Below are 26,024 nucleotides of genomic sequence, written 5' to 3'. Positions count from 1 at the left end.
CGGAAAGAATAGGAATGAGGAAAGCAAGAAATTCAGTCTTTAGGCGGAAAGCAAGAAAAATTACTCTTTATCATATGGTCGAAAACGAACTTCTTCATCGACAACCTTATCGTGGATAGTATATTTCTCACGATCAATCACTACATTGCGATTAACCTTATCCTCTTCATGAAGCGAATCTGCTTTTTTAATTTTATCCCAATTAAATAATGTCTCCCTCGAAACATCTTCTTCTACCGTTTCCGGAAATGCCAATATTGCTAATTCATGAGAAGGATAAATTGTCACTGGTTGTTGCTTACCGTGTAGCGCAATAATCATCATTGCCTTTGCTACTTGAGAGGCTTCAATGGCTCTAAATCGCTTTAGTGGTCCTATTAACAATGGCTTGGCTAGTTTTAATACCTTTTCTCCTACCTTCTCCCCTAAACGAAATTCATTCCGTTCTCCTACTAAGAGTGAAGGTCGAATAATAGAAAGCTGCTGTAAGCCCAACTCCATTAAATCATGTTCTAGCTTTCCTTTAACTCGGTTATAGTAAAAAGGAGAACTCTCTTTAGCACCCATTGCAGTGATGACAAGAAAATGGGGAATCCCACGCTTCTTCGCCAATGAAGCAATCGCTAAAGGATATTCAAAATCTACCTTTTCGAACACCTTTCGAGAACCTGCCTTTTTTATAGTTGTGCCTAAACAGCAATATAGTTCATGCGCAAATGCTATATCTTGTTCCTCTAACCTATCAAAATCACAAATTTTCACTTCTAGCTTGGGATGCTTAAAAGTTGGTTTTCTTCTCGCGATTACTGTCACGGATACATATTCATCATTTTCACATAATTGCTCTACTAGAGAGGAGCCCGTTAATCCTGTTGCTCCAACTACAATTGCAGCACGCATACCCATATTTCTTCCCTCCTTTCATCATCACCATCTTTGTTATGTATCTTAATAAACTCACTATATATATCGACCACTTTTTTAATGATTAAAAGTTATTTATCGTACCTATAAGATAGCTATTTGAAAGATTTATTTAAAAAGATCATTGATCAAATCCTAAATTTTACACATACTTGCTCTTTCTTCGCCATAATTTAAAGAGACAGAGAAAGGGTGGGATACATTTGCAAAACGAAACGCAAGCAATAGTACCGAAAAAAACGATTGTTTTCATTATTGAAAGCTGTATTGATAAAGGGCTGTATCCTTTTGAACGGGTTTCAACATTAGCTAAACTACTGACGAATGAGAAGGTTTTTATATTTGTAAAAACTCCTTCAAATGACGGGATTCAAATTTTAATGAATGAGGGTCTAACCCCCGTTTTATTTGATCATTTTAATGAACTTCCTAAGCAAATGAAAGGCATTCAGCCAGATTTAATTGTCAGAGATGGCCGCAATTCCGAGGCTTTACAAGTACAGGATTTACGACCTTTCTGCAAAACGATTATTCACTTTGATGATTTTGGTGAAGGTGGTCAAGCCTGTGACTGTGTACTACTAGCACTCTATCACGAGGTAAAAGATTATTTACCGTCTCATTATATTGGCGGGAGCTTTGTTTTTGCACTACCCGAAGACTATCAAAACTTTAGCGATAGACCTGAAAGCAAAACACCTGAAAATCCTCCCCATATCGTTGTAGCTTTTGAAGATGGGGACGAGCATAATTTAACCTATCGTACACTTCGACACTTAACACAGCTCCAAATTCCACTACAAATTACAGTTATGATTGACGACAGCTACCGCCATGCTATAGACGACTTGCAAATGATGGTTTTAAGTCGTCGCAACACAGCCATCCTTCGTGATAAAAACGCACTTCTCAAACTTTTACCAAAAGCAGATGTTATTATTTGCAATGCCAATTATACGCCTTACAAAATTGCCTCTTATGGTGTGCCATGCATTACGCTTGCACAATCGGAGGCAGAGCTATTACATGCTTTCCCAAGAGAACAGAACGGTTTTATTCATCTAGGGCTAGGTCGTAAAATGAAACAATCACAAATACAAAATGCTGTTATGGAGTTTCTTTTACATGAAGCACGCAGTGAACGTGCCGTAAAAAAACAACGCCAGCTCAATCTCGTTAGTAATAATGAAACACTCTTAGAACTACTTTTAGACTTTGCTTATGATCGTCATAATATCGCTTCTACTTAGTGCTACTTCAAAGACGATTATGATACAATATATAAGAAATTTTCACTTTAGCATCTCATCTTATAAAAGTTGGGACTTATGTAAGTTCAAATTTTTTCAGTTCCCGATTGATTTTAATGACTAAGCGGTGGGGGATCAATAAAACCCCCATCGCTTTTTACACGCATTCGCTATACAAATATTCTTAAAAAAGGAGCAACCATCATGCCAACCAAAAATGATTTAGAATATCAAATTAAAGAATTAAAAATGGACTATATCAATTTACAAGGCGATATTGAAAAACTTGAGTCTACAGGACACAACGAACAAGTAGCACAGGCAGAGCAACGTCTTGCAAATATGGAATCGAAGCTTGCAGAGCTGAATAAGCAACTTGCAGAACTATAAAATGTAAACTTGAAAGACAGTTGGAGGAACATATATGGCAATTTTAACAGTAGAAAATTTAGGTCATTCATTCGGAGATCGTACACTTTTTAAAGATGTATCGTTTCGTTTAGTAGAGGGTGATCATATTGGACTCGTTGGGGCAAATGGTGTAGGTAAATCAACTTTAATGGGCATTATCACTGGTCAAACAATTCATGATGAGGGAAAAGTGGAATGGCTCCCTGGTACACATTATGGTTATTTAGATCAACATACAGTACTCACAGCTGGTAGAACGATGCGCGATGTATTGCGTGACGCTTTTCTACCCTTGTATAAAAAAGAAGAGGAACTCAATGAAATTACAGGTAAGATGGCTGAAGCTACACCTGAAGAATTAGAAGTTCTATTAGAGCAAATGGCTGAAGTTCAAGATGCGTTAGATGCAGGTGACTTCTATTCACTCGATATGAAAATTGAAGAAGTTGCGCGCGGGCTTGGGCTCGATGCTATTGGCTTGGAGCGAGATGTGGCTGCTCTTTCTGGTGGTCAACGTACAAAGGTTTTACTAGCTAAGTTGTTATTAGAAAAACCAAAAGTTCTATTATTAGACGAGCCTACAAACTATCTTGATGAAGAACATATTACATGGCTAAAAAACTATTTAAAGAACTATCCATATGCCTTCTTATTAATTTCGCATGATACAGAATTTATGAACGAGACGGTGGATGTCATCTTCCAACTTGAATTTTCAAAGCTAACTCGTTATACAGCAACATACGAAAAATTCTTAGAGCTTGCTGAAATCAATAAGCGTCAGCATATTGACGCGTATGAAAAACAACAAGAATTCATCAAGAAGCAAGAGGATTTTATTGCCAAAAATAAAGCGCGATACTCTACTACTGGCCGTGCTAAATCTCGTGCCAAGCAGCTTGACCGTTTAGAGCGAATTGATCGCCCAGAAACTGCTGTAAAGCCTGAGTTCGGTTTTAAAGAAGCACGTTCATCAAGTCGCTATGTTGTAGAGGCTGAAAATTTGGTGATTGGTTATGATAAGGACAAGCCATTACTTCCCCCACTCACTTTTGCTATTGAACGAGGAGAGAAGATCGCTTTAGTCGGCATGAATGGTGTAGGTAAATCAACATTATTGAAAACAATGCTTGGTAAAATTAATCCTCTAAATGGCAAAGTGATTCGAGGAGATTACCTTTATCCATCTTACTTCGAACAAGAAGTAAAAGCGGAAAAAATCACACCAATTGATGATGTGTGGAATGCTTTCCCTTCAATGGAACAAGCACAAGTACGTGCTGCCTTAGCGAAGGCTGGCTTAAAGACTGATCACATTACACGTCCACTGAATTCATTATCGGGTGGAGAGCAAGCGAAAGTTCGTTTATGTAAATTAATGATGGAAGAGGCAAACTGGCTTCTTTTTGACGAACCAACGAACCATTTAGATGTGGATGCAAAAAATGAATTAAAACGTGCGATGAAAGAATTTAAAGGCACTATTGTAATCGTAAGTCACGAACCTGATTTCTATGAAGGTCTCGCTACGAAGGTCTGGGATGTCCAAGATTGGTTCACATCTGGACAACAAGGATAAATCTAAAAGGGTAGTCTCAAATATCATTTGGGACCACCCTTTTTTCTATTTACGAAAATCCACAAATAATTTTAAGCTTTTATGTATAATTCTGCTCATTTAAACATACTATAATTAGTGGACTGATATTTTTTAGCTTGTCATTTCTCTCCTCTTGGACAAGCCTATGCTTCATGTAGTCCCTACTCAATTTCCCTAAACTTACATCATTGTAAGCTGTGAAAATGAAACTTTTTATGATGATCTTCGTATATGTTAATATACCTGAAAAAAATCATGGTGTTATAGATATTTTTTAAATAGCTATTGATTTATATATAGCTTACTAGTAAGATATATATATATAAACAATTTACCTTACTAATAAGATATTTATAAAATATAATCTAAAAAAGAAAGCGAGGAATGAAGAATGACAGTTACAATTTACTCACAAGCGAGCTGTTCTTCATCCAGAAAAGCACTTAAATGGTTAAAAGATCACAATATTGAATATAAAGAAAAACGTATCACTTCTCATCCACTTACACTTGCAGAGTTTAAAGAAATTTTAAGCATGACTGAAGATGGAACAGATGAAATTATTGCAACAAATTCGAATGATTTTAAAAACTTAAATATCGATATCGACCAACTTTCTATTCAGGAGCTATTTGCTATTATTCAAGCACATCCAAGAATGTTACGTAGCCCTATTTTAATAGATGAAAAACGTATTCAAGTTGGTTACAATGAGATGGACATCCGCCGTTTTATCCCGCGCAAAGTACGTGCTTACGAATTAAATGCGATGACAAGATTGGCACAAGAAAGTTAAAACAGTTTTGGAGATGACCTTCTATGGATCAAGAAAAACAAAAAGCCATTACCTCGTTGTTTGAAGTTGTTTCATCTATTGAGCGTAAGTGGGCGAACGAGTGGAATAATCATAATGCGCTCGGCTTTTCAAAATCCCATATTTTAATTTTAGACTACTTATCGCAGGAGGGCCCGAAACGCCCTTCTGCTATTGCTGAGCGGTTAAAGGTAACGACAGGTGGCGTCACCGTTTTAACAACGAAGCTTATCAACGCTGGCTTTATTGAAAAAACACAGCACGCTACAGATCGACGAGCATCACAGCTCGTTATTACTTCTGAGGGCGAGAGCATCTTAAAAGAGTCTCGCCAACAAGTGAGTGAAATTATCAACAATATGTTTGGAATGCTCACTGCTGAAGAACTGCAAACATTGCGCACTATTTTTTCAAAATGTCTATTGGATGTTGAATCCAATCGTCCAGAATAAAGTCTTAACAATAAAAAGATGCATCGCAATTATATGCGAATGCATCTTTTTTTAGATTAGTCGACTGAATACTTCCGTCTAAGTACGTATGGTGTGCGACCAATCAGCTTTAATCATGCTGGTAGCACAGATTCCACAATGGCCGTATCTGACATAAGCATTTCTTTTAATCGAGCCTTTGCACGGAATAAACGGGATTTCACAGTACCAATGGAAACTTTCATAATCGTAGAAATTTCTGCAAGTGAATATTGGTCTATGTAGAAATACCATAAAGTCTTTCTATAAATGCCATCTAATTGCTCCATTTTATCTTGTACGAGTTTTGTGACAATATCCTTTTCAACCTTTTCTTCTGTCGAAATTTCATTATTGGGAACCAAATCTAATATCGGTACGTCTAATGTTTCAGGTTGGTTCATCATATATTTACTGCGACGAACCTTTTTACGATAGCGATCTCTGAAAGTATTCATTGTAATAGTTGTAAGCCAAGCCTTAATATGCTCTACTTCAGCTACGCTGTCTTCATAGCGCACGACCTTTACCCAAACTTCTTGCATTAAATCTTCAGCCTCTACATTATTGCGAGTTAGTTTTAAACATAAGTGATATATATAACGATTGTATTCCTCGTATACGCCTTCTAATTTTTCATTCATTGTGTATGCCTCCGCTTCTTGTTCTTGCTTCTATACACATTCTCGCAAAATAATGTATTACACTCTATCGTATTGGCTTTCAATTTCATTACAATCGTGTAAGCTTAAACGCTTTTGCTTGTAATATTCGTAAAAAATGTTTTACTACTATATTACTCAGCCTGTAAAACACGGCTCTATAACATTAAACCTCTATTTTGATTGCTATATTTTAAATAATAATTATTATCGGAAAATTAAAAATCCGCCACTTTAACAATCACTTTTAAAGTAAGCAGATATATTTCATATAACGGATTACATATTTATTTCCCTTGGCTAGCTTAATAGCCCTAAACGAAAAGCGGAAGCAACGACCTGTGTTCGATTTTTAGCTTTGAGCTTTGTCATTAAACTACTTACATAATCTCTTACCGTATGCTCACTTAGAAATAGTAATCCCCCAATTTTTTTATTGTCATATCCCTCTGCAAGCAAACCTAAAATCATGGACTCCCTTTCTGTTAAGTGAAGTTCTGTATTCTTTTCAACCTTCTCACCCTTACGTGATAAAAATAACCCCAACCGCTTCCCTACCTCTTCAAGTAACAATAACTCATCCTTTGTACAATCAAATTCTTCACCTAGCTGATCAAATGTCAGCCAACCAAATAATTGATCCTGTTGAATAATTGGGATAAATATAATCGACGATAAATTAAATAATTGTATATGTTCTTCCTTCACATAATTTTTGGGGTTTTTTAAATAGATAGGTTTTCTTGAGCCAAGGACTGTATTTTCACCGGTCAGCTCCCCTTTCATGCTTTGAACCTTTGGAAGCTCTGCACCAATAACCCCGTAAAATTGATTGGACCATGGCACATAGGCATAAAATACACATCTTTTGTAACTAAAATACTCTTCACATTTCTTTAAGATATAAGCTAAATCCTGATAACCAGAGGAACTGATAAGCAATTTATCAAGTTTATCCAACAATTGCAGCCGTCTCAACTCTTCATTTTCAGGGGTAGTTCTACGACTATTTTTATGATCTACTTCGGCATCACAATAAAGCTGTACTAAAAATGTAAAAATCGATAATACATACATTAGTATGGCATTCATTCGACTAATTTTCTGCTGAATCATAAAAGTGATCAATGATTTCTCTAAAATCAATTGGAATAGAAGAAAGCTTCTCGTATCGATAATGGATAACTGTGATTGAAGCCATGTCTTAAAAAAACTTCTAAAATCATCATGAAGCTCTTCGATATTCGTATGCGTCATTAAACGTAGAAACGAATCCAGTAGCATTGCCACTCTTTCTCGATCGGCTTCAGCAATAGAAGGTTCTAGATTGAGGTAAATATTCGTATTCTCTTCAATTTGTTTACTATGAATTTTGATGAATAACACAAATTCTTGAAGTGTCATTTCTTCAAAGGATTGAAATGAGTGTGTCATAGGAAATTCCTCTCCTTCATACTAAAAGTCCCCCTATAAATGGAGGATACTCACTCACTATATTATACAGCATCTTATAGGATAGTATTTCAAATTGAAAGGAGTAAGATGAAGGTATCGCTAAAATAAAGCGAATACTTTTATATCCTAAGGTAACCATATAACCAGAAATAATGGAAGGTGCGTGCTTGAAATGAGATTGGAAAATAAAGTAGCCGTTATTACAGGCGGAGGTACAGGCATCGGGAAAGAAACTGCACTATTATTTGCGAAAGAAGGAGCAAAAATAGTCATTACTGATATAAATGAACAATCTGGGAACGAAACCGTTAGCGATATCCAAGCATTTGGAGGCGAAGCATTATTTGTACGTCATGATGTTAGCAATGAAGACGATTGGAAAAAAGTTGCAGATGAAGCCATTCATACATTTAATAAAGTTGATATCCTTTTCAACAATGCAGGCATTTATATAATTAAACCACTACCGGAAATTGAACTTTCTGACTGGAATCGCTTAATGTCCATCAATGTAACTGGTGTTTTCCTTGGTATGAAACATATCATGCCGCTTATGGCTAAACAAAATAAAGGCTCTGTCATTAATGCATCTTCCATTGCAGGCTTAACAGGTGCTGCTGGACATGTTTTATATGGCGCTAGTAAAGGTGCTGTGCGCATTATGACAAAAGATGCAGCAATGGAATATGCCCCATATGGCGTACGCGTAAACTCTATTCACCCTGGCTATATCGATACAGGAATGGCCGATTATGCATCTGCAACAACTGGAAGCTCTAAAGATGAATTAGGAAAAAACTTATTCCCATTAGGACGTTTAGGTTCTGTAAAAGAAGTGGCTCAAACAGTGCTGTTCTTAGCTTCTGATGAATCTTCCTTCTCAACAGGTGCCGAATTTGTTATTGATGGTGGAGCAACAGCAAAATAAATATTAAGGTGGTCATTGACATGAAATTAACAGATAAAGTAGCAATCGTCACAGGTGGCGCTAGCGGTATCGGTGAGGCAACAGTTCGCCTCTTCGCCCAAGAAGGTGCACAAGTAGTCATTGCCGATTTTTCAGAGCGCGGACAAAACATCTCTGAACAATTAAATAACGATGGTTATGATACCCTCTTCGTAAAAACAGATGTAACAAGCGAAGAAGATATTAAAAACATGATAAAGGAAACTATTAATAAATACGGAAAACTTGATATTATGTATGCGAATGCAGGTGTAGCTGACGATGCACCCGCTCACGAGTTATCTTTTGAAAAATGGAAAAGAACCATTGATATTAATTTATCCGGTGTATTTCTTTCTGATAAATATGCCATCGAACAATTCCTTGCGCAAGGCACAGGTGGCGTCATTGTTAATGCTGGCTCTATCCATAGTTTTGTTGCCTTACCAAATCCAACAGCCTATTCATCTGCAAAAGGTGGTGTAAAACTATTAACACAAAACCTTTGCACAGCTTATGCAAAACAAGGCATTCGCGTAAATGCTGTATGTCCTGGCTATATCGACACACCTTTATTAGCTGAAGTAGACGCTCAAAAGAAAGAGTATTTAGCTTCCCTTCATCCACAAGGTCGACTTGGTAAACCAGAAGAGATTGCCAAAGCTGTTTTATTCTTAGCAAGCGATGATGCAAGCTTTGTTAATGGTACAACACTCCTTGTTGATGGAGGATATACTGCTCACTAATAAAAAATTTACTGGTCTGAATTCGGTATTGTTCCGGAATCAGACTCTTTTTATTTGATTAAAATTCTCCCAGTGCAAATCGGTCTAGATCATAACAAGAAGCAGTAAGCTTTAAAAGCTGTCGTATTTTATGGTAAAACAATATAAGATTATTTAATTGCAACTCCACATGCAGGTATTTTTTCTATAATATAAATATTAATATATTTTAAAGCTAAAAGAGTTGCTATTACATGAAATGCTTTGTACTTTTATTACATCAGTTATTATGAAATTGAGGGGTGTTTTACAATGAGTTTAAATGATTGGCTAAATGAAAAGGTCCCAGAAATTACAAGTTCATTAAGTGATATTAACCGACAGTATGTTGATATTGAAAATTCAATTGGCTTTGTTGGGCGCAATCAAATTTATAAAATCTTAGATAATTTTCATGAAGTACTGTTCCCAGGTATTCATACTGCTCCGCCGATCGATACTACACGCGTCAATATTGTAAGTAGTAATAAACTGCGTGAAACGGCATTGGATTTACGTGATATTATCGAAAAAGTTTTAATTTACAATTTGGAGTACAACAGCAATCTTGAAAACTGTACTTGTCAAGCGGATGCAGATCGTATTGTGATGGATTTAATTTCACAATTCCCAAAAATTCGTAAAATCTTGCAAACAGATATTCAGGCAGCGTACAACGGAGATCCTGCTGCCCTTTCTACAGAAGAAATTTTACTAAGTTATCCATCAATTGTTGCGGTATACATTCACCGTATTGCACATGAATTATATGAAGTGGGCGTACCAATTGTCCCACGTATTATGTCTGAATATGCACATAGTTTAACAGGAATCGATATTCACCCAGGAGCGACAATTGGTGAATCCTTCTTTATCGATCACGGCACAGGTGTCGTAATCGGTGAGACATGTATAATCGGCAATAATGTTAAAATATACCAAAGTGTAACATTAGGGGCATTAAGCTTCCCTCTTGATGAAAATGGCAATCCAATTAAAGGAATTAAACGTCATCCGAATATTGAAGATAATGTTGTTATTTATGCAGGTGCAACCATTTTAGGTGGCGAAACGACAATTGGTCACGATTCGGTGCTAGGCAGTAACATTTGGCTAATGAATTCAATACCACCATATTCCCGTGTGTACAACTCACCACCAACACCTAACATCAGTAGTAGTAAATCGAAAAATGTTTAATACACACACTCTTTAAGTAAGATAAAAATTGCCCTCACTTATAGACGACTATCGAAAGACACTGTAAAGAATTTTTTTACAGTGTCTTTCATTTTTCCCTACATATATTCGTCCGTTACAAGCTAAAGACATTCAAACACAACCATTGGCCTTGTTATAAAAATAGTTGATGTCCTCCTATTAGAGCTTATTTATTTATAAACCCATGTTAATACTTTCTAGTTTTGATATGCTATACTATTTCTATTATCGAAATATATTAGAAAGAGGGATGCTAGATGACTAATTTACAGCAAATTGATGCTTATTTTGCTGAACATCGTGAGGCTCATTTAAACGAATTGAAAGAATTTTTACAAATTCCAAGTATTAGTTCTTTATCTGAGCATAAGGAAGATATCCAGCATGCTGCACAATGGCTTGCTAATGCATTTGAAAAATTAAATCTTGAGAATATCTCAATTACACAAACTGCAGGTCACCCAGTTGTCTATGCCGATTGGTTACATGCAGAAGGCAAACCAACTGTATTATTTTATGGTCACTACGATGTACAACCTGTTGATCCCCTAAATTTATGGGAGAGTGAACCGTTCAATCCTACCATTCGTGACAATAAATTATTCGCTCGTGGTGCTAGTGATGATAAAGGGCAAGTATTTATGCACTTAAAAATGATTGAAGCTTTATTTGCAACAACAGGAACTTTACCTGTGAACGTTAAATTTATTTATGAAGGTGAAGAAGAAATCGGTAGTCCGCATCTACCTTCCTTTGTTGAGGAATATAAAGAAAAATTAGCGTCGGATCTCATTTTAATTTCTGATACTGGACTTTATGGCCCTGGTAAACCTGCAGTATGCTATGGCTTACGTGGTTTAGCAGGCATTCAAATTGATGTGCGTGGAGCTAAAGGAGATTTACACTCAGGTCTCTATGGTGGAGGCGTGCAAAATGCCATCCACGCATTAGCTGAAATATTAGCATCCTTCCGTGACGAGCATGGCACCATTCAAGTGGAAGGTTTCTACGATAATGTATTACCTTTAACAGAGGAAGAACGTGAAGCTTATCGTGCGCTTGGTTTTGATGAGGAGTCAGTAAAACAAGAGGTCGGTGTAAAAGAACTATTTGGTGAGCAAGGGTTTACCTACCTTGAACGTACTTGGGCTCGTCCAACATTAGAGGTTAATGGGGTCTTTGGTGGTTTCTCGGGAGAAGGCATCAAAACGGTATTACCTGCTGAAGCAGGCGCTAAAATTACATGCCGTCTCGTTCCAAATCAAGAGCCGGACGAAATCGTTGCGCTATTAAAAGCCCACGTTGAAAAGCATAAACCTGCTGGAGTGGAAATTAACATTTCGGAGTTCGATAAAGGCCCTGCATTCTTAACACCATTTGATCATCCATTCATTCAGGCAGCTGGACGTTCTTATGAAAAGGTTTATCGTGTACCTACTGCTTACACACGTGGTGGAGGTTCTATCCCTATCGTGGCTGCATTTGATGAAATTTTAGAAATTCCTGTAGTATTAATGGGCTTCGGTTTATCTAGTGAAAACTTCCATGCACCTAATGAGCATTTCCATTTAGAAAACTTTGATAAAGGTTTACGCGTTTTAAGTGATTATTTATATGAAGTTTCGGAATTACAAAAATAATTTTCTATTCCATAACAAATCCCCTCACCTACTTCAGTGAGGGGATTTTCTTTGCTTTTTAGGCGATTACTCGCCAAAAACTGTCACTATTTCAGCCGATTTTTTACGATCTTTCCCTTTTGGTACTTCATCAAAATAACCGACTTGTAGCATTGCAATAACACGTTCACCAGGCTGTACCTTTAAGGCTTCGCGGAACTTCGGATTATCTAAAAAGCCTGGTGTTTTCCAGCAAGAGCCTATCCCTCTATCCCATGCTAACAGTTGCATATTTTGAATAAAGATACTTGCTGCTCCGTAATCCTCTAAACGTTCTTTTTGACGTGCATCCTCCGGTACGATAACAAAGGCATAGCCGCCGGGTAACGTAAATTTCAACATCTGCTTCGCCAAGTCTTCACTTAAAAGCTCTTGCCATTTTGGAATCGTCAGGTCGCGTAATAAATGATGTAGATTTTCTAATTCCTTACCACAGGCTACTACTAAACGCCAAGGCTCACGGTTACCGTGGTTGGGTGCCCAAACTGCATCGTCGATAATGGCCAATAAATCATCACGATCTACAGGCTGACCATTAAATTTTTTAATGGAACGACGTTGAATAATTGCATCTCTAACCGATAAAAATTGTTCGCTCATATATCCATTCTCCTTCTACCACAAGACAACTTTTAAGTTTATCTCTTCTACCTTCACATTATCATAAAATGATATGCTTTAAAACTACCTCATCTTAAGCAAAGCTATCCTCTATATGATAGAAAAAGTAAGTCATGCTGGGCGTAAAAGCAGTGGAGTCTTCATACAAATACGGTCGATTAATACTATCTGATGTATGAGCATTTACATAAGGAATGCCGTTTTGAATACTTGTAACAATAACAGAGTGATCGATTCTCCCATTTCCTTGAAAATCATAAAAAATAACATCCCCCAGCTCTAACTCTTCGGCGGTTTGCACACGTGTCCCCTTCAACCCTGTCGTTGAGCCTTCTAAATACCATCTTAAAGAATGTGCAACAGACCAGCTAAAGCTCCAATTTCCTTGTTGAATCCACCAGCCCTTATCTCTACTTGGTGCCCCTCGCATTGGTGCCCCACCAGCTAATAAACATTGAGATATATAGTTTGTACAGTCTACATCAAAGTTAGGAAAAGCTGGATTGCGTCTATTCCACCATAAATTGGCATACTGTACAGCAGCTTGCCTATTATACATCTTTGCCATACATCCCCTCCTCATGCCATCATATGTCTCTTCAAGTATTTCTATTAGTTAGGTCCTTACTCATATTATTGTCGAAAATAGGTATAATCAGTATGTTCCTTTCCATTTTCAAGATCATTTTTGCTACAATAAGATTAAAAGAAATGCATGATTTTATTTTATGACCAGAAGGGATGTTAAATGTGAAGCAGCATGCTGAGAAAGAAATTTTACAGCCTACTCTTTTATGCGATAAAAAGGGGAATTTAAATCCAGCAGCCATCGGATTTGCACGTAAACCACTTATCAACAGCAATTTAAGCGGCCATCTCATGCGCAAAAAGAAATGGAACTATTGGTGTGTCTACGGTGATGAAATCTTATTTTCCGCTACGATTAGTCATCTAGATTATGCAGCAGTCTGCTTCGTCTATTTCCTTGAATATGAAACGCAGCGTTATTTCGAAAAAACGATTACCATTCCCTTAGGCGGCAAATTGAAAATGCCTACACAAGTTTTAGAGTCCGTATCGTTTAAAAATAGTGAAATGATGATTGATATACTATATGTACAAAATGAAACACATCTATCCGTTTCTATTCCAAATTTTGATGGCGATATTTTACGTGCAAAGCTCATCATTCAGCATCCCGCTACAGACGAAACCTTAAATGTTGTCATCCCTTGGAATCGTAAAACATTTCAATTTACAGGTAAGCATCATACACTCCCTACTTCAGGTGTGGTCACAATTGGTACTCGTCGTTATAATTTCTCGGCAGAAGAAAATTTTGCTGTCTTAGATTACGGTCGAGGTGTCTGGCCGCGTGAAGCCGTATGGAATTGGGGAATGGCCTCTCAACGGGTCCGTGGAAGAAGAATTGGACTTAATTTAGGAGGAAAATGGACAGATGGCACAGGCATGACCGAAAATGCTGTTTTCGTTGATGGCAAAATGACAAAAATACATGAGGATTTATTGTTTGATTATGATTCCGAAGATTATATGCAGCGCTGGAAAGTAAAATCAAAATTCTCTCATCAAGTGTCACTAACCTTCTCTCCGTTTTTTGAACGTGTAGCCTATACAAATGCAAAACTAGTAAAATCAGAAGTACATCAATTATTTGGTTATTATGACGGTTCCATTTTGCTCGACAATGGTGAAACATTAGTTATTCGACAAATGCTTGGATGCATTGAGGAGCATCAGGCAAAGTGGTAAAGAATCTTATAAAAGACGCCGCGTTCCGTGGGCATTACTTCATTAATCATTCCACGGAATTCGAGCGCCCCCCTCTCATTGCTCTAAGTAAGGGCTTTTAATATTTTCTCTGGGTCATCAGTAAATATTGCTTGTATTCCAAGCTGCTGTAAATATCGAGCATCCTGCTCCTCGTTGACTGTATAAACACGTACTGTTGCCCCTTCAGCGAGCGCTAGTTTTACTGATTTGCGATACGCTGTAGGCAAACTAACATGCAAGCCTTTAGCAGGAATAAGTGCAACATAAGTCGTAAAGTCTACTAAAACTTCAGCAAACAATGCAGCACTTTCAATATATGGTGCGATTAGTGCGACTGTTTGCAAAGATTCATGATTAAAAGAAGAGATAATAACTCTCTCTGTCATTTGTTGGGCAGCTACTTCCTTTAGAACTAATGACTCGATCCCTTCATAGGCAAACACATCTGTTTTTAGCTCAATGTTAATGCGATGGTTTGTACCTGCAAATAGTTCTAAAACTTCCCCTAATGTCGGAATCACTTCTCCACTATAATCCAATGAGTACCATGAGCCAAAATCAAATGTACGTAATTGCTGTAATGTAAAATCCTTTACATAGCCTGAACCATTGGAGGTACGGTTAATGGTTTCATCATGAATAACAACTACCTCTTTATCTGCTGTTAAATGAACATCTAGCTCAATTCCAGCGATAGGAAGCTTAGATGCCGCTTGGAATGCAGCAATTGTATTTTCCGGGTAGCTTGCAGAAACACCTCTGTGTGCAAAAATATCCAAAATAATGAACCTCCTCTTTTATTAACATTCATTCAAATCCTCTACGTAATAGTAACATATTCAGCTTTTAAGCTTTCACTTGATGGTAAATATTATATATAGTAGTATGATAATCTACTTTGAAATTGTAAGTACCTAGGAGGTGCTAAAAAATGACTGTAAAACATCCAGATTTTCAGACTGAAGTAGAGCGATTAGCGTATACCCAAAGTTATATGCAGCAAATTTTAAATGAGTCACAAAGAGATTTAAAATCCGCTCAAGAGAATATTCGGAAGTCGATGGCAGATCTTGATTACTTAGATTCTAGTTTGAGTTATTTAAACATCTTAACCAATGCCCGATTCTTTGAAATGGCCCGTAATCAAAAGGAAGGGCTAGAAGCCGTTCAAAAGAAGCCTTATTTTGCTAGAATCCATTTTCAAAAGACAGGTGACCCTGAAGAACTTCTTTACATTGGAAAAACCTCGTTATTTCATCGTGAAACACATGAGCCGATTATTGTCGATTGGCGCTCACCAGTAGCGAATGTCTATTATGATGGCCGTCTTGGTGATATGGAGTACGATGTCCGCGGAGAAATTCATAAAGGACATCTATTTGCTAAGCGACAATATAAAATTGAAAATGGCGATTTGCTCGATATACGTGATATTGACTTAACTACGAACGATGAACTGTTACAAGAAGCATTGGCTGGTAAAGCTGATGTTCGTCTAACCGAAATTGTCTCGACAATCCAAAAAGAGCAGAATGAAATTATTCGCGCACATCTTCGTCAACCAATTATTGTCCAAGGAGCAGCAGGCAGTGGAAAAACCACCATCGCCCTACACCGAATATCCTATTTCCTCTACACAATGGGTGAGCATTTTAATCCTGAGCAGCTCATGATTTTAGCACCGAATAAGTTATTTATTGATTATATTGGAGATGTCTTACCAGAACTAGGCGTCGATAAAATATGCCAAACTACTTTTACCGATTACGTACTATCCGCCACTAAATTAAAATTAAAGCTTCAAAATCCAAATGAGCAATTAGAATCGCTTGTGGCCGGAGGAAATTCTCAGCCATCTGCTTGGATTGCTGAAATGAAAGGCTCTCTTTATTATCGTGATGTTATCGAACGCTATATTCGAAAACTGGAGCAAGATATTGCAGAGCAATTTGAAGATGTTTATATTGAAAGATACTGTATCATGCGGGCTTCTCACCTTAAGAAGCTATTTTTATATGAATTTTCTTATATGCCAATCGAAAAACGACTGGCACATATTAAAAAGGTGTTAGCTAGCCATGTTCGTCAGAAGAAGCAGTCTGTTTTAGCTACACTCCATAAAAAATATGATGAAGCACTTGGAAAGGCATTAAATGGTATTCGAGATGATGAAAAACGGCGACGTGTCGTAACAAAATTTATCGATGAACGCGATGAGCGAATTCCTGCTATTGAAAAAGAAGCCAAATCAACAGCAGCTGCTTATATGCGCCGCTTTACCAAACACAATATTAAAACTCTTTATCGTTCACTTCTCACCAATGCAGAGCTGTTAGCAGAACTGGCTCCTGAATGGCATTATCTCGAACAACAGCAATTTTTACAATCACATCTCAAGGAACAATGGGCACTTGAAGATTTAGCTGCACTTTATTATTTACAGGCGCGCTTAAAAGGCATTCCTGATGAATGGAAAATGCGCGTTGTCTTTATCGATGAGGTTCAAGACTATAGTCTATTTCAGCTTGCCGCTTTAAAAACAGGTTTGGATACTGATATGTTTACAATGGTTGGTGACTTAGCTCAAGGAATTCATAGCTATCGTTCATTAACTGCTTGGGAGCCTGTCCAAAGTTTATTCCCACGAGCAAGCTTTCGAACTTTGCAAAAAAGCTATCGTACAACCATTGAAATTATGGAAGTCGCTAATGAAATTTTAGCGCAAATGGATGAACAACTTCCGTTAGTGGAGCCTGTTGTTCGTCATGGCAACGTGCCAAGCTTTATTCAAGCGGATCAATTCGACGCCTTACAAATTAAAGAAATTTTTGAAACGATTCGTCAACATGGACATCGATCCATTGCTTTAATATGCAAAACAACTGCTGAAGCAATGATGATGCAAAAAGATTTAAAAGCTCACCAACTACCTGCACAGCTACTAACTGAAAATGATTCTATTAATCAGGAAATGTTGCTCGTTGTTCCAAGCCATCTAGCGAAAGGACTTGAATTTGATGCGGTTATAGTAGCTGCGTTTGATACGCCCTTTTACGACACGCCCATTGATCGAAAGCTACTCTATGTAGCACTCACACGGGCAATGCATGAACTTTACTTAATAGGTCCCTCTAAAAATACATTTTTATTAGAAAATTAAAAAGTCGCTATAAGGCGACTTTTTTATACCTCATCAATTTCTCGGTGGTAATCGATAGAACTTTCCTTTCGATAGATAGGCCTTAACCACTTTCCACCACGAACTAGGTGCTTCCTTCGGAGGAGACTTCTTTTTAGGCAATGCCGGCATGCGCATAATCACGACTCCTTTCATAAGGCTTATTAATACTATATGAAGATAGTACGCAATTATGATAAAAAGGGCGATGAGTTAAAATCACTCCTCGCCCTTTTTGCTATTGTTTTACATAATAATCAATTTGCTGCGCCTTCATAAAGCCAGCCTTTTCATAGACAGATATTGCTTTTTTATTGTCTATTTCAACATCTAACATGACGAAAGTGGCACCGGTTTTACTCGCATAATCCTTTGAAAAGGACAATAAAGCCGTCCCAATACCTTGTCCTTCACAATTTGGGTGGACTGCAAGGGCTGTTACCCATTGTATTTCATTTTCCTGAGCTGTCGTCACCGTGCCAACAACTCCTCCATCTCGATAAGCAATCCATAGCTTTCTTCCATTAGTGGACGTATTAAAGGCGATGAGCTCTGTTGATTCTTCTGGTAAATCACCAAATGCTTCACTATAAATAGCAATTAGCTCAGCCTGTTCGCCATTATAGGGAAGAATAGTAATATCGCTTCGTAATGCTACAGGTTCCGCCTTTGTTTCTAAGGTTGCTTCTGAAAAGCTGTAAACATAATTTTTATTTTCAATAAATGTGTGTCCATGTGGGGAACCATCAATAACAACAGCTAACTGACCCTCTGCCCCTCGCTCTTTTAGCCCAACTTGTATGCCTTCAACTAATGCAGTCCCAATCCCCTTTTGGCGATATGCAGGTGTCACCACTAGTGACCACTCATACGTATGGAGTCCCATCAAATCAATGGCACTTGCAACACCAACTAACAAATCCTGATCATCCTCATACGCCAATACCATAAAGCCCTTAGATTCAAAAGAGCTAGCCATTGGCACATTCAAAATAGTTTCGTATACTCGATAATCATGAATTGTCGCTTCTTCACATAATAATTTTACTTCCTTCAATGTTTCTCCATCCAATGGGAAAGACACTGTCATCACTGAAATATTCATTGTTTACTCCGTTCCTGTATCAGACTATTGCCCTATTGTAGCAAGAATGAAAATAAGCTGGCAACTAAATATATTATCACCATCTATTAATCAGAATTTTACTTCAAATAATCCAATAATAAAAGGATTTTTACTATAAAAGTTCACGAAAACGACTAAAATTTACTATGAATTCTAGATATATAATAACCTAACAAACTCATAAAATTGTCACTATTAACTCTTTTCATTTAGTTACTTTCAAACTATATACTATTCCCTACTTATTTATATTAATTATACTATTTATTCAAATTAATTACATTTGTTAATATGATTAAAAAAAGAGTAATTTCAAATGAAATTACTCTTTTCATAGTTGTCAATGGCTATTCTTCTAAATGATGGGAGGATGAATGAAGCATTTGAGCATATAAACCGCCCGATTCAATTAGTTTTTGCTGTGGACCAGCTTCCACTAGCTCACCTTTATGCATAACTAACACCATGTCTGCATTATGCACTGTATTTAATCGATGTGCAATAACAAAGCTAGTGCGGCCTTGCATTAATGTATCAAGTGCCTCTTGAATCGCCATTTCTGTTACTGTGTCGATACTGCTTGTCGCTTCATCTAACAATAAAATTTTCGGGTCCGCAATAAGTGCACGTGCTATTGATAGTAATTGTTTTTGGCCTTGTGAAATTTCTCGTCCATCTGCAGCAAGAATCGTATCGTATCCATCCTTAAGCTTCATGATAAAATCATGTGCATTAGCACGCTTTGCTGCTTCCTCAATATCAGCATCACTTGCATCTAATTGACCATATCGAATATTTTCACGAACCGTTGCCTCAAATAAAAATGGATCCTGCAATACAAAAGCCATTTGGGAACGCAAGGATGGACGATCAATTTCCTGAACATTAATGCCATCAAATAACACTTCGCCCTTTGTCACTTCATAGAATCTTGCAATAAGCTGAAGGATTGTCGTTTTCCCTGCTCCTGTAGCTCCTACAAGCGCTACCGTCTGCCCAGGCTCCACTTTAAAATCAACATTTTTTAATGTGTAAGATTCCTGGTCTTGTTCATATTTAAAATACACCTGCTTAAAAGCTACATGTCCCAATAGCTGATGTTTTTTCGCTGAGGTAGATTCTCCTTCTGGTTGTTCGTCCAGTAACGCAAATACTCTCTCAGCACCAGCAATAGCTGATAGCACTGTATTAAATTGGTTGGCTAAATCATTTAATGGGCGTGTAAATTGCCGAGCATATTCTGTAAATATAACGATAACCCCTATTGACACATGCCCATACAAAGCAAGTAAGCCCCCGATACCCGCGACAATAGTAAAGCTCATATTATTTAAAAAGTTCATGACCTTTGGAATATAGCCAGAATATGTCTGTGCCCAAAATCCCGTTCTTCTTAACCGCAAGCTTTTTTCCTGAAACTCTGCCTTCATTCGTTCCTCTTGGGAAAAAGCCTTCACAATGCGCTGTCCAGATATGGTTTCTTCTATCATGCCGTTCAGAGCCCCAATAGCTGCTTGTTGCTCCTTAAATAAAGGAGCAGTTCGACGTGTAATCCAACGCATTGCCCAAAACATAATGGGAATAATGGACATAGTTAAAATGGTTAGTAATGGACTTAAGCTCAGCATAATAATAATCGTTCCTCCAAGCGTTAGTACACTTGAAAACACCTGAATAAAGGAGCTATTCAGCGTTGAGCTGACAGCTTCTATATCATTCGTCATACGGCTCATTAATTCGCCATGCTGACGACGATCAAAGAAGGCAATCGGCAGTCGTTGAAAATGACCAAATACAGTTGTTCTTAGCCTATAAATCGTTTGCTGAGCAATACCAATCATCCAATAATTTTGTAGGAACAGGGAGACGGCCAGCAACAAATAAATGCAGATCAATAAGACAATCCCCTTGCCTAAGCCAGCTAGCTCTCCATGCATAACATAGTGATCAATCATTTGTCCAATTACATAGGGACCTATCAAAGCCAAAATTGAACTAGTCATCACTAGTAAAAGAACTACAATTAGGAGTGCTCGTTGCTCATCGACAATTTTCCATAACCGTAGCAATGTACTTTTCCAATCACTTGCTCGTGGCCCTTTCTTTTTCTTCACAGCCTGCTGAAGATCATCTTTAGTCAAAATCGGCTCATAGCCAAAAGGTTTTTGGAAAAATCCCATTATTCCTCCACCTCCTGTTGAGAGACTGCAATTTTTTTATAAAGTGAGGAACATTGTAAAAGCTCTTCATGGGTTCCATAGGCAACTACTTTTCCAGCATCAATCAGTAAAATACGGTCTGCACCTTTAGCGGTACGAATTTTTTGCGTGACCACAAGCATCGTAGCATGTTCTTCGCTCAGTGCCTCCCAAAGTGCCTGTTCTGTTTTAACATCCAATGCACTTGTACTATCATCGAGCATTAATATATGTCCCTTTCTCAAGAGTGCTCTCGCAATGGATAGCCTTTGTTTTTGCCCTCCTGATAAGTTGACCCCTTTTTGCCCAACCTTTGTATCATAACCATTTGGAAAATCCTCAACGGATGCATGTATTTGAGCCTGCATCGTAGCCTGTAGTACAGCGTCCATTTCAGCATGCGTATCTCCCCAACGCACATTATCTGCAATACTGCCTGTAAATAATAAGGACTGCTGAGGGACATACCCAATGACTTCACGTAATTCTTGTAAATCCCACTGTTGAACATCCTGTCCTTCTACTAGTATTCTTCCTTCTGTTACTTCATAAAAACGCGGAATAAGCTGTAATAAAGTGGATTTACCAGCACCGGTTGCCCCCATAATCGCTAATTTTTCACCCGATTTAACTTGGAAATTGACGTCTGATAGGACTGACACCTCTCCGCCTGGATACGTAAAACTAACATGTTCAAACGTTAATTCACCATAATGTTTACCACGGCTGATTTCCTCTGAAAATGAAACATCTTCAACCTCATTTTCTGTAGAAAGAACTTCTGCCATACGCTCAGCTGAAGCCTTTGCACGCGCATAAAAAATAATAATAAAAGCGAACATTGAAAACGAGCCTGTCATACGCATCGCATAGTTAACAATCGCTACAATATCTCCAAGTGGTGTTGTCCCTGCCGCAACTTGTTTTGTACCAAACCATAGGACGGCGAGCAGACTCATATTCATAATGAATAAAAGAGCTGGCATAATGTACTCCATTATGCGTAAAGCCTTGACAGTATCGAATTTCAAACGAGATGCAACTTCATCAAAGCGTGAAGCCTCATATGTCCCCCGTAAGTATGCTTTTACTAAACGTATGGCCTGTAAATTCTCCTGCAAAACCCTATTTAAACGGTCGACTCTTTTCTGCACCCGTCCAAAATAAGATACGCCCTTTGCGACCATAAAAATAAGGAAAATTAAAATGATAGGTGCACCTATGACTAAAAATAAGGCTAATTTTGCATTCACAATAAAAGCCATTACTATGCTTCCTATCACAGCAAGAGGTGCCCGAAGCATAATACGTAAGCTCATAAACAGCACCGTTTGCACTTGTGTGACATCATTCGTTAATCTCGTAATGAGAGATGCCGTAGAAAATTTTTGATAGGTTGCCAGTGTAAAGGATTGGATTTTATCAAACATGGCATTTCGTAGATCATAAGAAAAGCTTTGAGCAGTATGAGATGAAAAGTAAGAATTTACGATACCCGCCATAAAGGCAACAAATGAAAGTACGAGTAAAACAGCACCCCATTGCATAATCATTTCGTGATTTTGAGCTCTTACCCCGTCATCAATGATTTTGGCCATAATAAGTGGCTGTACAAGCTCTACAAACAACTCTAACAACATTAAACATAAAGCAAAAATAGCTGTCCATTTATAAGGTCTTACATAGGAAAAAATTTCTTTCACATTCTTTCCCCCTTGTCCTAAGATGAAATTTATAGCTAGTTAAAAATTACTACCACAATAGTATATTTATGCTTTCTCACCTGCGATTGAAAGCCATGTTACACACACAAGCATAACGAATACCCCTACTAATTGCCAGAATCCTAAAGAAGTACCAAAGACAATAACTGAAATAATCATAGCCGTTAATGGTTCAATGCTGGAGAGGATACTCGTCTCTACAGCTGTTATATATTTCATACTACTTAAAAACAATATGAAAGCGACTGTTCCAAAAAATATTAAAGCAACCATTAAAAGTAGTGTTTTAAAATCAGTAAAAACGACCCATTGGTTAGACAGCCATACCCGACTCACTATACCTAATGTGAGCCCACCTATTAGCATCCCCCAGCCAACTACTAACAACACATTCCACTCTCTCATTAAACGCGCAGGATATAATGTGTAAAAAGCAAAGGTTAAACCTACTGCTACACCCCATAGCAATGCTTTTGGACTAATAAGCAAACTTTCAAATGATGCGTTCGTTAGTAGTAGAAATAACCCCATAAGGGTACCAATAATTCCTATTACTTGATATTTTGGTGGCCATTTCTTTAAACTAAGAGAGACATATGCCACAACAAATATTGGCGCTAGAAACTGGAGTAAGGTCGCTAGCACTGCATTACTTTCATGAATCGCTGCTACAAATGCAAATTGAACACCTAGCATACCTACAATACCAAAGACAATGAGCTGTCTACCCCATAGTTTGTGCTGCCAAATACCAAAAATATTTTTTCCCGTTAACAGTAAATATGTAATTAGTATCATACCTGCAACCGATAAACGGATTGTTAACATAAAGGAAACAGTCAATGATGTATGGTTCAGTAACCACTCCATCAAGGGGCCAGTCGCTCCCCATAACATAGCACCCGAAACGATAAATATTATTCCTTTTAAACGTTGCATACCAATCCTGCTTCCTATATACGTACTAAAAAATGTTACTTTTCTTCAAATCTTTTCTTAAATATCATTAGAAAAGTCCTAATTCTTTTCATTATCAAATATTTACAAATATATTCATAATGACTAATTCCATATAATTATCTATAATATTAGTATATATTGATTACCCAAGGAGATCGAAAACTCATGAGTCATATGCATAAATCATTTACGATTGATGAACATTATTTAAATTCACTTCCTTTTCCTGCAATTATCTTAAATCAAGATGGACAAGCCACTATCTGGGGAAAGAGCGCTGAACATCTGATTGGTTTATCAACTAATGATATTACAGGAAATACTACTCCATCTATACACGAAAATCTACTACGTCAGCTTCCTGGAGAAACTTTTCAAGCTATCCTCCAAAGCGAGGAAAGTACGTATATAGAAAAAATTCAAATTCACACCTCTTTAAAAACAGAAATGTCGACAGCACTGCTTGCTAAACCTTATACAGAGCAAGGAGAACGTTTGATTCTCATGATTTTTATGCTGCCAGAATTAATGACTAATGCCGTCTCTCATTGCAGTACATTTGTAGACCTTAAACAAGGATTGAATGCTACATTTATGACTGTAACACTTGACCACGATGGTTTCATCTTAGAATGTAATAATGAATTTCTAAAAACAAGCCAATGGACGCCAAAGCGTGTTATCGGCAAAACATTTTGGCAGTTGTTCCCAGATAATGATCGTAGTGAAAAAGTGACAAATATTATCTGGCGTAATTTAAACAACGGGCACACATGGCAAGGTGAAGTTGAAAAAATCACCAAAGCGGGACAATCCTATTGGGTATTACTAACGGCTATCCCAACCTTTAATCTGGAAACAGGTGAACAACAATTTTTCTTAATTGAAAAGGATATTACTAAATCAAAAACTATCCAACACCAACTTGAGAAAATAGCTTATATCGACACGGAAACTGGGCTGATGAATGCCCACCGACTTGAAAAGGTCATTAGCAATATGATTGAGGATGACAGACACTTTTCATTTGTTTATTTAAGTATTGATAAATTTTATACTTTAAAAGAACTACACGATCAACAAATCGATCAAAGCCTAATTATTGAATTTACAAATCGTATTAAGATGTATTTCCAAGATAGCACGATGGCACGTATCAATGAAAATGATTTTGTAGTCATCACACCTTTAAGTGAATGGTTTATTCAAGGCTTTTTATCATACTTACAACAGCACCCTATTTACAGTGGCAATATTGCTGTGCCAATCTCTATTAGTGGTGGTATCACTAGATATCCTGAAGATCAAACAACATTTTCTCAGCTTATGAAAGCGTCTATTGCTACTATTTCAACTGTGCGTGAAGCTGGGGGAGATAAAATTGTGTCACTATCAACAGCGACACATAAAGCTTTAAATCGAAAAGCGTTAATTGAAAAGCGATTACTACAAGCGCTTGATCAAAAGAATTTAAAGGTCCTATATCAGCCACAAATCGATGTTTATTCTGGAAAAATTACAGCTGTTGAGGCACTTGTACGTTGGGAAGATGAAGTGATTGGTGTGGTTTCACCTGATGAATTAATTCCAATTGCGGAAGAAACAGGACTAATTAATAATATCGGTTCCTTTATGCTAGAGAGAGCGTGTGAACAGGCGTTAATTTGGAAAAAAGCTGGCCATGATTTAAAAGTATCCATCAACTCTTCTGTACGAGAGTTCCGTGATAAAAATATGGCTAAGTCCATTCTTGAAATGATTGCTAAAACAGGCTGTCCAGCAAACCTCCTGCAAATTGAAATCACTGAAAAATTCGCGTTAGAGGCAGAAGCTGCAACATCTATTGCTCAGCAAATGCGCAAATTAGAAAACGAAGGCATTTCCTTTATATTAGATGATTTCGGTACGGGCTATGGATCATTTAGATATATGCAAATTTTACCAATAGATACAGTAAAAATCGATAAAACATTTACTAATTCTCTGTTAAAATCCGAAAAGAGCCAAAAGCTTATGAACGGTATGGTACAGCTAGGTAAATCCATGGAACTTAAAGTAGTAGCTGAAGGTGTCGAAACGGCGGAACAGGCTGATTTGTTAATTACTTATGGTTGCGATGCTATTCAAGGCTACTATATTAGTAAGCCTGTAACATCAGATGAAATCGAAGCATTGCTTGTAAAAAAATAATACAATAAATAGGAGGCTGCGTAGCATACATGCAGCC

At 37.4% G+C, this 26,024-nt stretch carries 22 protein-coding genes; 12 read left to right on the top strand and 10 right to left on the bottom strand.

Going from position 1 to position 26,024, the window contains the following annotated elements; translation table 11 throughout:
• Positions 1-60 precede the first annotated feature (60 nt).
• Positions 61-906, bottom strand: coding sequence for an oxidoreductase (locus MKX57_RS02050; protein WP_089985963.1), 846 nt, complete (start codon positions 904-906; stop codon positions 61-63).
• A gap of 221 nt (positions 907-1,127) precedes the next feature.
• Here MKX57_RS02050 and MKX57_RS02045 point away from each other — a divergent pair, with 221 nt between their 5' ends.
• The 5 genes from MKX57_RS02045 (at position 1,128) to MKX57_RS02025 (ending at position 5,451) form a co-directional block, all read left to right on the top strand.
• Positions 1,128-2,174 carry a hypothetical protein gene (locus tag MKX57_RS02045; RefSeq protein WP_008176144.1) on the top strand — a complete coding sequence of 349 codons (1,047 nt, stop codon included), beginning with the start codon at positions 1,128-1,130 and terminating at the stop codon, positions 2,172-2,174.
• A gap of 204 nt (positions 2,175-2,378) precedes the next feature.
• Positions 2,379-2,564, top strand: a complete 186-nt coding sequence (locus MKX57_RS02040) for an SE1832 family protein (protein WP_342550710.1) — start codon at positions 2,379-2,381, stop codon at positions 2,562-2,564.
• 34 nt (positions 2,565-2,598) lie between these two features.
• The gene (locus tag MKX57_RS02035; RefSeq protein ID WP_008176147.1) at positions 2,599-4,164 is read left to right on the top strand and encodes an ABC-F family ATP-binding cassette domain-containing protein; all 1,566 of its coding nucleotides are present in this window, start codon (positions 2,599-2,601) and stop codon (positions 4,162-4,164) included.
• A 412-nt stretch (positions 4,165-4,576) separates the two neighbouring features.
• Positions 4,577-4,981, top strand: coding sequence for a transcriptional regulator Spx (gene spx / locus MKX57_RS02030; RefSeq protein ID WP_008176149.1), 405 nt, complete (start codon positions 4,577-4,579; stop codon positions 4,979-4,981).
• 23 nt (positions 4,982-5,004) lie between these two features.
• The gene (locus tag MKX57_RS02025; protein ID WP_008176151.1) at positions 5,005-5,451 is read left to right on the top strand and encodes a MarR family transcriptional regulator; all 447 of its coding nucleotides are present in this window, start codon (positions 5,005-5,007) and stop codon (positions 5,449-5,451) included.
• 113 nt (positions 5,452-5,564) lie between these two features.
• On the opposite strand, the gene MKX57_RS02020 is transcribed toward MKX57_RS02025, so the two are convergent.
• Both MKX57_RS02020 and MKX57_RS02015 read right to left on the bottom strand, forming a co-directional pair.
• Positions 5,565-6,113, bottom strand: a complete 549-nt coding sequence (locus MKX57_RS02020; RefSeq protein ID WP_008176154.1) for an RNA polymerase sigma factor — start codon at positions 6,111-6,113, stop codon at positions 5,565-5,567.
• A gap of 318 nt (positions 6,114-6,431) precedes the next feature.
• On the bottom strand, positions 6,432-7,565 hold the full coding sequence (locus tag MKX57_RS02015; RefSeq protein ID WP_089985962.1) for a LuxR C-terminal-related transcriptional regulator: 1,134 nt from the start codon (positions 7,563-7,565) through the stop codon (positions 6,432-6,434).
• A gap of 193 nt (positions 7,566-7,758) precedes the next feature.
• Here MKX57_RS02015 and MKX57_RS02010 point away from each other — a divergent pair, with 193 nt between their 5' ends.
• The 4 genes from MKX57_RS02010 (at position 7,759) to MKX57_RS01995 (ending at position 12,157) form a co-directional block, all read left to right on the top strand.
• Positions 7,759-8,514 (top strand): glucose 1-dehydrogenase, encoded by a 756-nt coding sequence (locus MKX57_RS02010; protein ID WP_342550709.1) that lies wholly within the window; start codon positions 7,759-7,761, stop codon positions 8,512-8,514.
• Between the two features lie 20 nt (positions 8,515-8,534).
• The gene (locus tag MKX57_RS02005; RefSeq protein ID WP_036222705.1) at positions 8,535-9,278 is read left to right on the top strand and encodes a glucose 1-dehydrogenase; all 744 of its coding nucleotides are present in this window, start codon (positions 8,535-8,537) and stop codon (positions 9,276-9,278) included.
• A 291-nt stretch (positions 9,279-9,569) separates the two neighbouring features.
• Positions 9,570-10,496: a serine O-acetyltransferase EpsC gene (epsC, locus tag MKX57_RS02000; protein ID WP_008176160.1), complete on the top strand. Its 927-nt coding sequence runs from the start codon at positions 9,570-9,572 to the stop codon at positions 10,494-10,496.
• A 278-nt stretch (positions 10,497-10,774) separates the two neighbouring features.
• Positions 10,775-12,157 (top strand): dipeptidase, encoded by a 1,383-nt coding sequence (locus MKX57_RS01995; RefSeq protein WP_089985960.1) that lies wholly within the window; start codon positions 10,775-10,777, stop codon positions 12,155-12,157.
• A gap of 66 nt (positions 12,158-12,223) precedes the next feature.
• Here MKX57_RS01995 and MKX57_RS01990 read toward each other — a convergent pair whose 3' ends face one another.
• Together MKX57_RS01990 and MKX57_RS01985 are read right to left on the bottom strand one after the other, a co-directional pair.
• Positions 12,224-12,796 (bottom strand): nitroreductase, encoded by a 573-nt coding sequence (locus MKX57_RS01990; RefSeq protein WP_008176164.1) that lies wholly within the window; start codon positions 12,794-12,796, stop codon positions 12,224-12,226.
• A 94-nt stretch (positions 12,797-12,890) separates the two neighbouring features.
• Positions 12,891-13,385 carry an amidase domain-containing protein gene (locus MKX57_RS01985; protein WP_008176165.1) on the bottom strand — a complete coding sequence of 165 codons (495 nt, stop codon included), beginning with the start codon at positions 13,383-13,385 and terminating at the stop codon, positions 12,891-12,893.
• Between the two features lie 182 nt (positions 13,386-13,567).
• Between MKX57_RS01985 and MKX57_RS01980 the strand changes: the two genes are divergently transcribed.
• Positions 13,568-14,590, top strand: coding sequence for a DUF2804 domain-containing protein (locus tag MKX57_RS01980; protein ID WP_036127564.1), 1,023 nt, complete (start codon positions 13,568-13,570; stop codon positions 14,588-14,590).
• Positions 14,591-14,673: 83 nt separating this feature from the next.
• On the opposite strand, the gene MKX57_RS01975 is transcribed toward MKX57_RS01980, so the two are convergent.
• Positions 14,674-15,390, bottom strand: coding sequence for a glycerophosphodiester phosphodiesterase (locus MKX57_RS01975; protein ID WP_089985959.1), 717 nt, complete (start codon positions 15,388-15,390; stop codon positions 14,674-14,676).
• Between the two features lie 152 nt (positions 15,391-15,542).
• On the opposite strand from MKX57_RS01975, the gene helD reads away from it, so the two are divergent.
• Positions 15,543-17,771 (top strand): RNA polymerase recycling motor HelD, encoded by a 2,229-nt coding sequence (helD, locus tag MKX57_RS01970; RefSeq protein ID WP_107921716.1) that lies wholly within the window; start codon positions 15,543-15,545, stop codon positions 17,769-17,771.
• 256 nt (positions 17,772-18,027) lie between these two features.
• Here helD and MKX57_RS01965 read toward each other — a convergent pair whose 3' ends face one another.
• From MKX57_RS01965 to MKX57_RS01950, 4 genes are all read right to left on the bottom strand, one after another.
• On the bottom strand, positions 18,028-18,894 hold the full coding sequence (locus MKX57_RS01965; RefSeq protein ID WP_008176173.1) for a GNAT family N-acetyltransferase: 867 nt from the start codon (positions 18,892-18,894) through the stop codon (positions 18,028-18,030).
• A gap of 368 nt (positions 18,895-19,262) precedes the next feature.
• Positions 19,263-21,095 (bottom strand): ABC transporter ATP-binding protein, encoded by a 1,833-nt coding sequence (locus tag MKX57_RS01960; RefSeq protein ID WP_342550708.1) that lies wholly within the window; start codon positions 21,093-21,095, stop codon positions 19,263-19,265.
• On the bottom strand, positions 21,095-22,816 hold the full coding sequence (locus tag MKX57_RS01955) for an ABC transporter ATP-binding protein (RefSeq protein ID WP_008176177.1): 1,722 nt from the start codon (positions 22,814-22,816) through the stop codon (positions 21,095-21,097). The genes MKX57_RS01960 and MKX57_RS01955 overlap by 1 nt, the downstream gene beginning before the upstream one ends.
• Before the next feature lie 66 nt (positions 22,817-22,882).
• A complete protein-coding gene (locus tag MKX57_RS01950) occupies positions 22,883-23,776 on the bottom strand; it encodes a DMT family transporter (protein WP_089985957.1) in 894 nt (297 codons plus the stop codon).
• Positions 23,777-23,962: 186 nt separating this feature from the next.
• Between MKX57_RS01950 and MKX57_RS01945 the strand changes: the two genes are divergently transcribed.
• Positions 23,963-25,987 carry an EAL domain-containing protein gene (locus MKX57_RS01945; protein WP_089985956.1) on the top strand — a complete coding sequence of 675 codons (2,025 nt, stop codon included), beginning with the start codon at positions 23,963-23,965 and terminating at the stop codon, positions 25,985-25,987.
• Positions 25,988-26,024: the final 37 nt, after the last annotated feature.

This window comes from Lysinibacillus sp. FSL M8-0216 (assembly GCF_038595555.1).
Taxonomy (GTDB): Bacteria; Bacillota; Bacilli; order Bacillales_A; family Planococcaceae; genus Lysinibacillus; species Lysinibacillus fusiformis.
The sequence above is the reverse complement of the archived record's forward strand: the minus strand, read 5'-3'. Positions and strand labels throughout refer to the sequence as shown.

Coding starts and splice junctions, on each gene's coding strand:
- MKX57_RS02050 (WP_089985963.1), bottom strand. CDS start 906: ATGGGTATGCGTGCTGCAATTGTAGTTGGAGCAACAGGATTAACGGGC.
- MKX57_RS02040 (WP_342550710.1), top strand. CDS start 2,379: ATGCCAACCAAAAATGATTTAGAATATCAAATTAAAGAATTAAAAATG.
- MKX57_RS02035 (WP_008176147.1), top strand. CDS start 2,599: ATGGCAATTTTAACAGTAGAAAATTTAGGTCATTCATTCGGAGATCGT.
- spx (WP_008176149.1), top strand. CDS start 4,577: ATGACAGTTACAATTTACTCACAAGCGAGCTGTTCTTCATCCAGAAAA.
- MKX57_RS02025 (WP_008176151.1), top strand. CDS start 5,005: ATGGATCAAGAAAAACAAAAAGCCATTACCTCGTTGTTTGAAGTTGTT.
- MKX57_RS02020 (WP_008176154.1), bottom strand. CDS start 6,113: ATGAATGAAAAATTAGAAGGCGTATACGAGGAATACAATCGTTATATA.
- MKX57_RS02015 (WP_089985962.1), bottom strand. CDS start 7,565: ATGACACACTCATTTCAATCCTTTGAAGAAATGACACTTCAAGAATTT.
- MKX57_RS02010 (WP_342550709.1), top strand. CDS start 7,759: ATGAGATTGGAAAATAAAGTAGCCGTTATTACAGGCGGAGGTACAGGC.
- MKX57_RS02005 (WP_036222705.1), top strand. CDS start 8,535: ATGAAATTAACAGATAAAGTAGCAATCGTCACAGGTGGCGCTAGCGGT.
- epsC (WP_008176160.1), top strand. CDS start 9,570: ATGAGTTTAAATGATTGGCTAAATGAAAAGGTCCCAGAAATTACAAGT.
- MKX57_RS01995 (WP_089985960.1), top strand. CDS start 10,775: ATGACTAATTTACAGCAAATTGATGCTTATTTTGCTGAACATCGTGAG.
- MKX57_RS01990 (WP_008176164.1), bottom strand. CDS start 12,796: ATGAGCGAACAATTTTTATCGGTTAGAGATGCAATTATTCAACGTCGT.
- MKX57_RS01985 (WP_008176165.1), bottom strand. CDS start 13,385: ATGGCAAAGATGTATAATAGGCAAGCTGCTGTACAGTATGCCAATTTA.
- helD (WP_107921716.1), top strand. CDS start 15,543: ATGACTGTAAAACATCCAGATTTTCAGACTGAAGTAGAGCGATTAGCG.
- MKX57_RS01965 (WP_008176173.1), bottom strand. CDS start 18,894: ATGAATATTTCAGTGATGACAGTGTCTTTCCCATTGGATGGAGAAACA.
- MKX57_RS01960 (WP_342550708.1), bottom strand. CDS start 21,095: ATGGGATTTTTCCAAAAACCTTTTGGCTATGAGCCGATTTTGACTAAA.
- MKX57_RS01950 (WP_089985957.1), bottom strand. CDS start 23,776: ATGCAACGTTTAAAAGGAATAATATTTATCGTTTCGGGTGCTATGTTA.
- MKX57_RS01945 (WP_089985956.1), top strand. CDS start 23,963: ATGAGTCATATGCATAAATCATTTACGATTGATGAACATTATTTAAAT.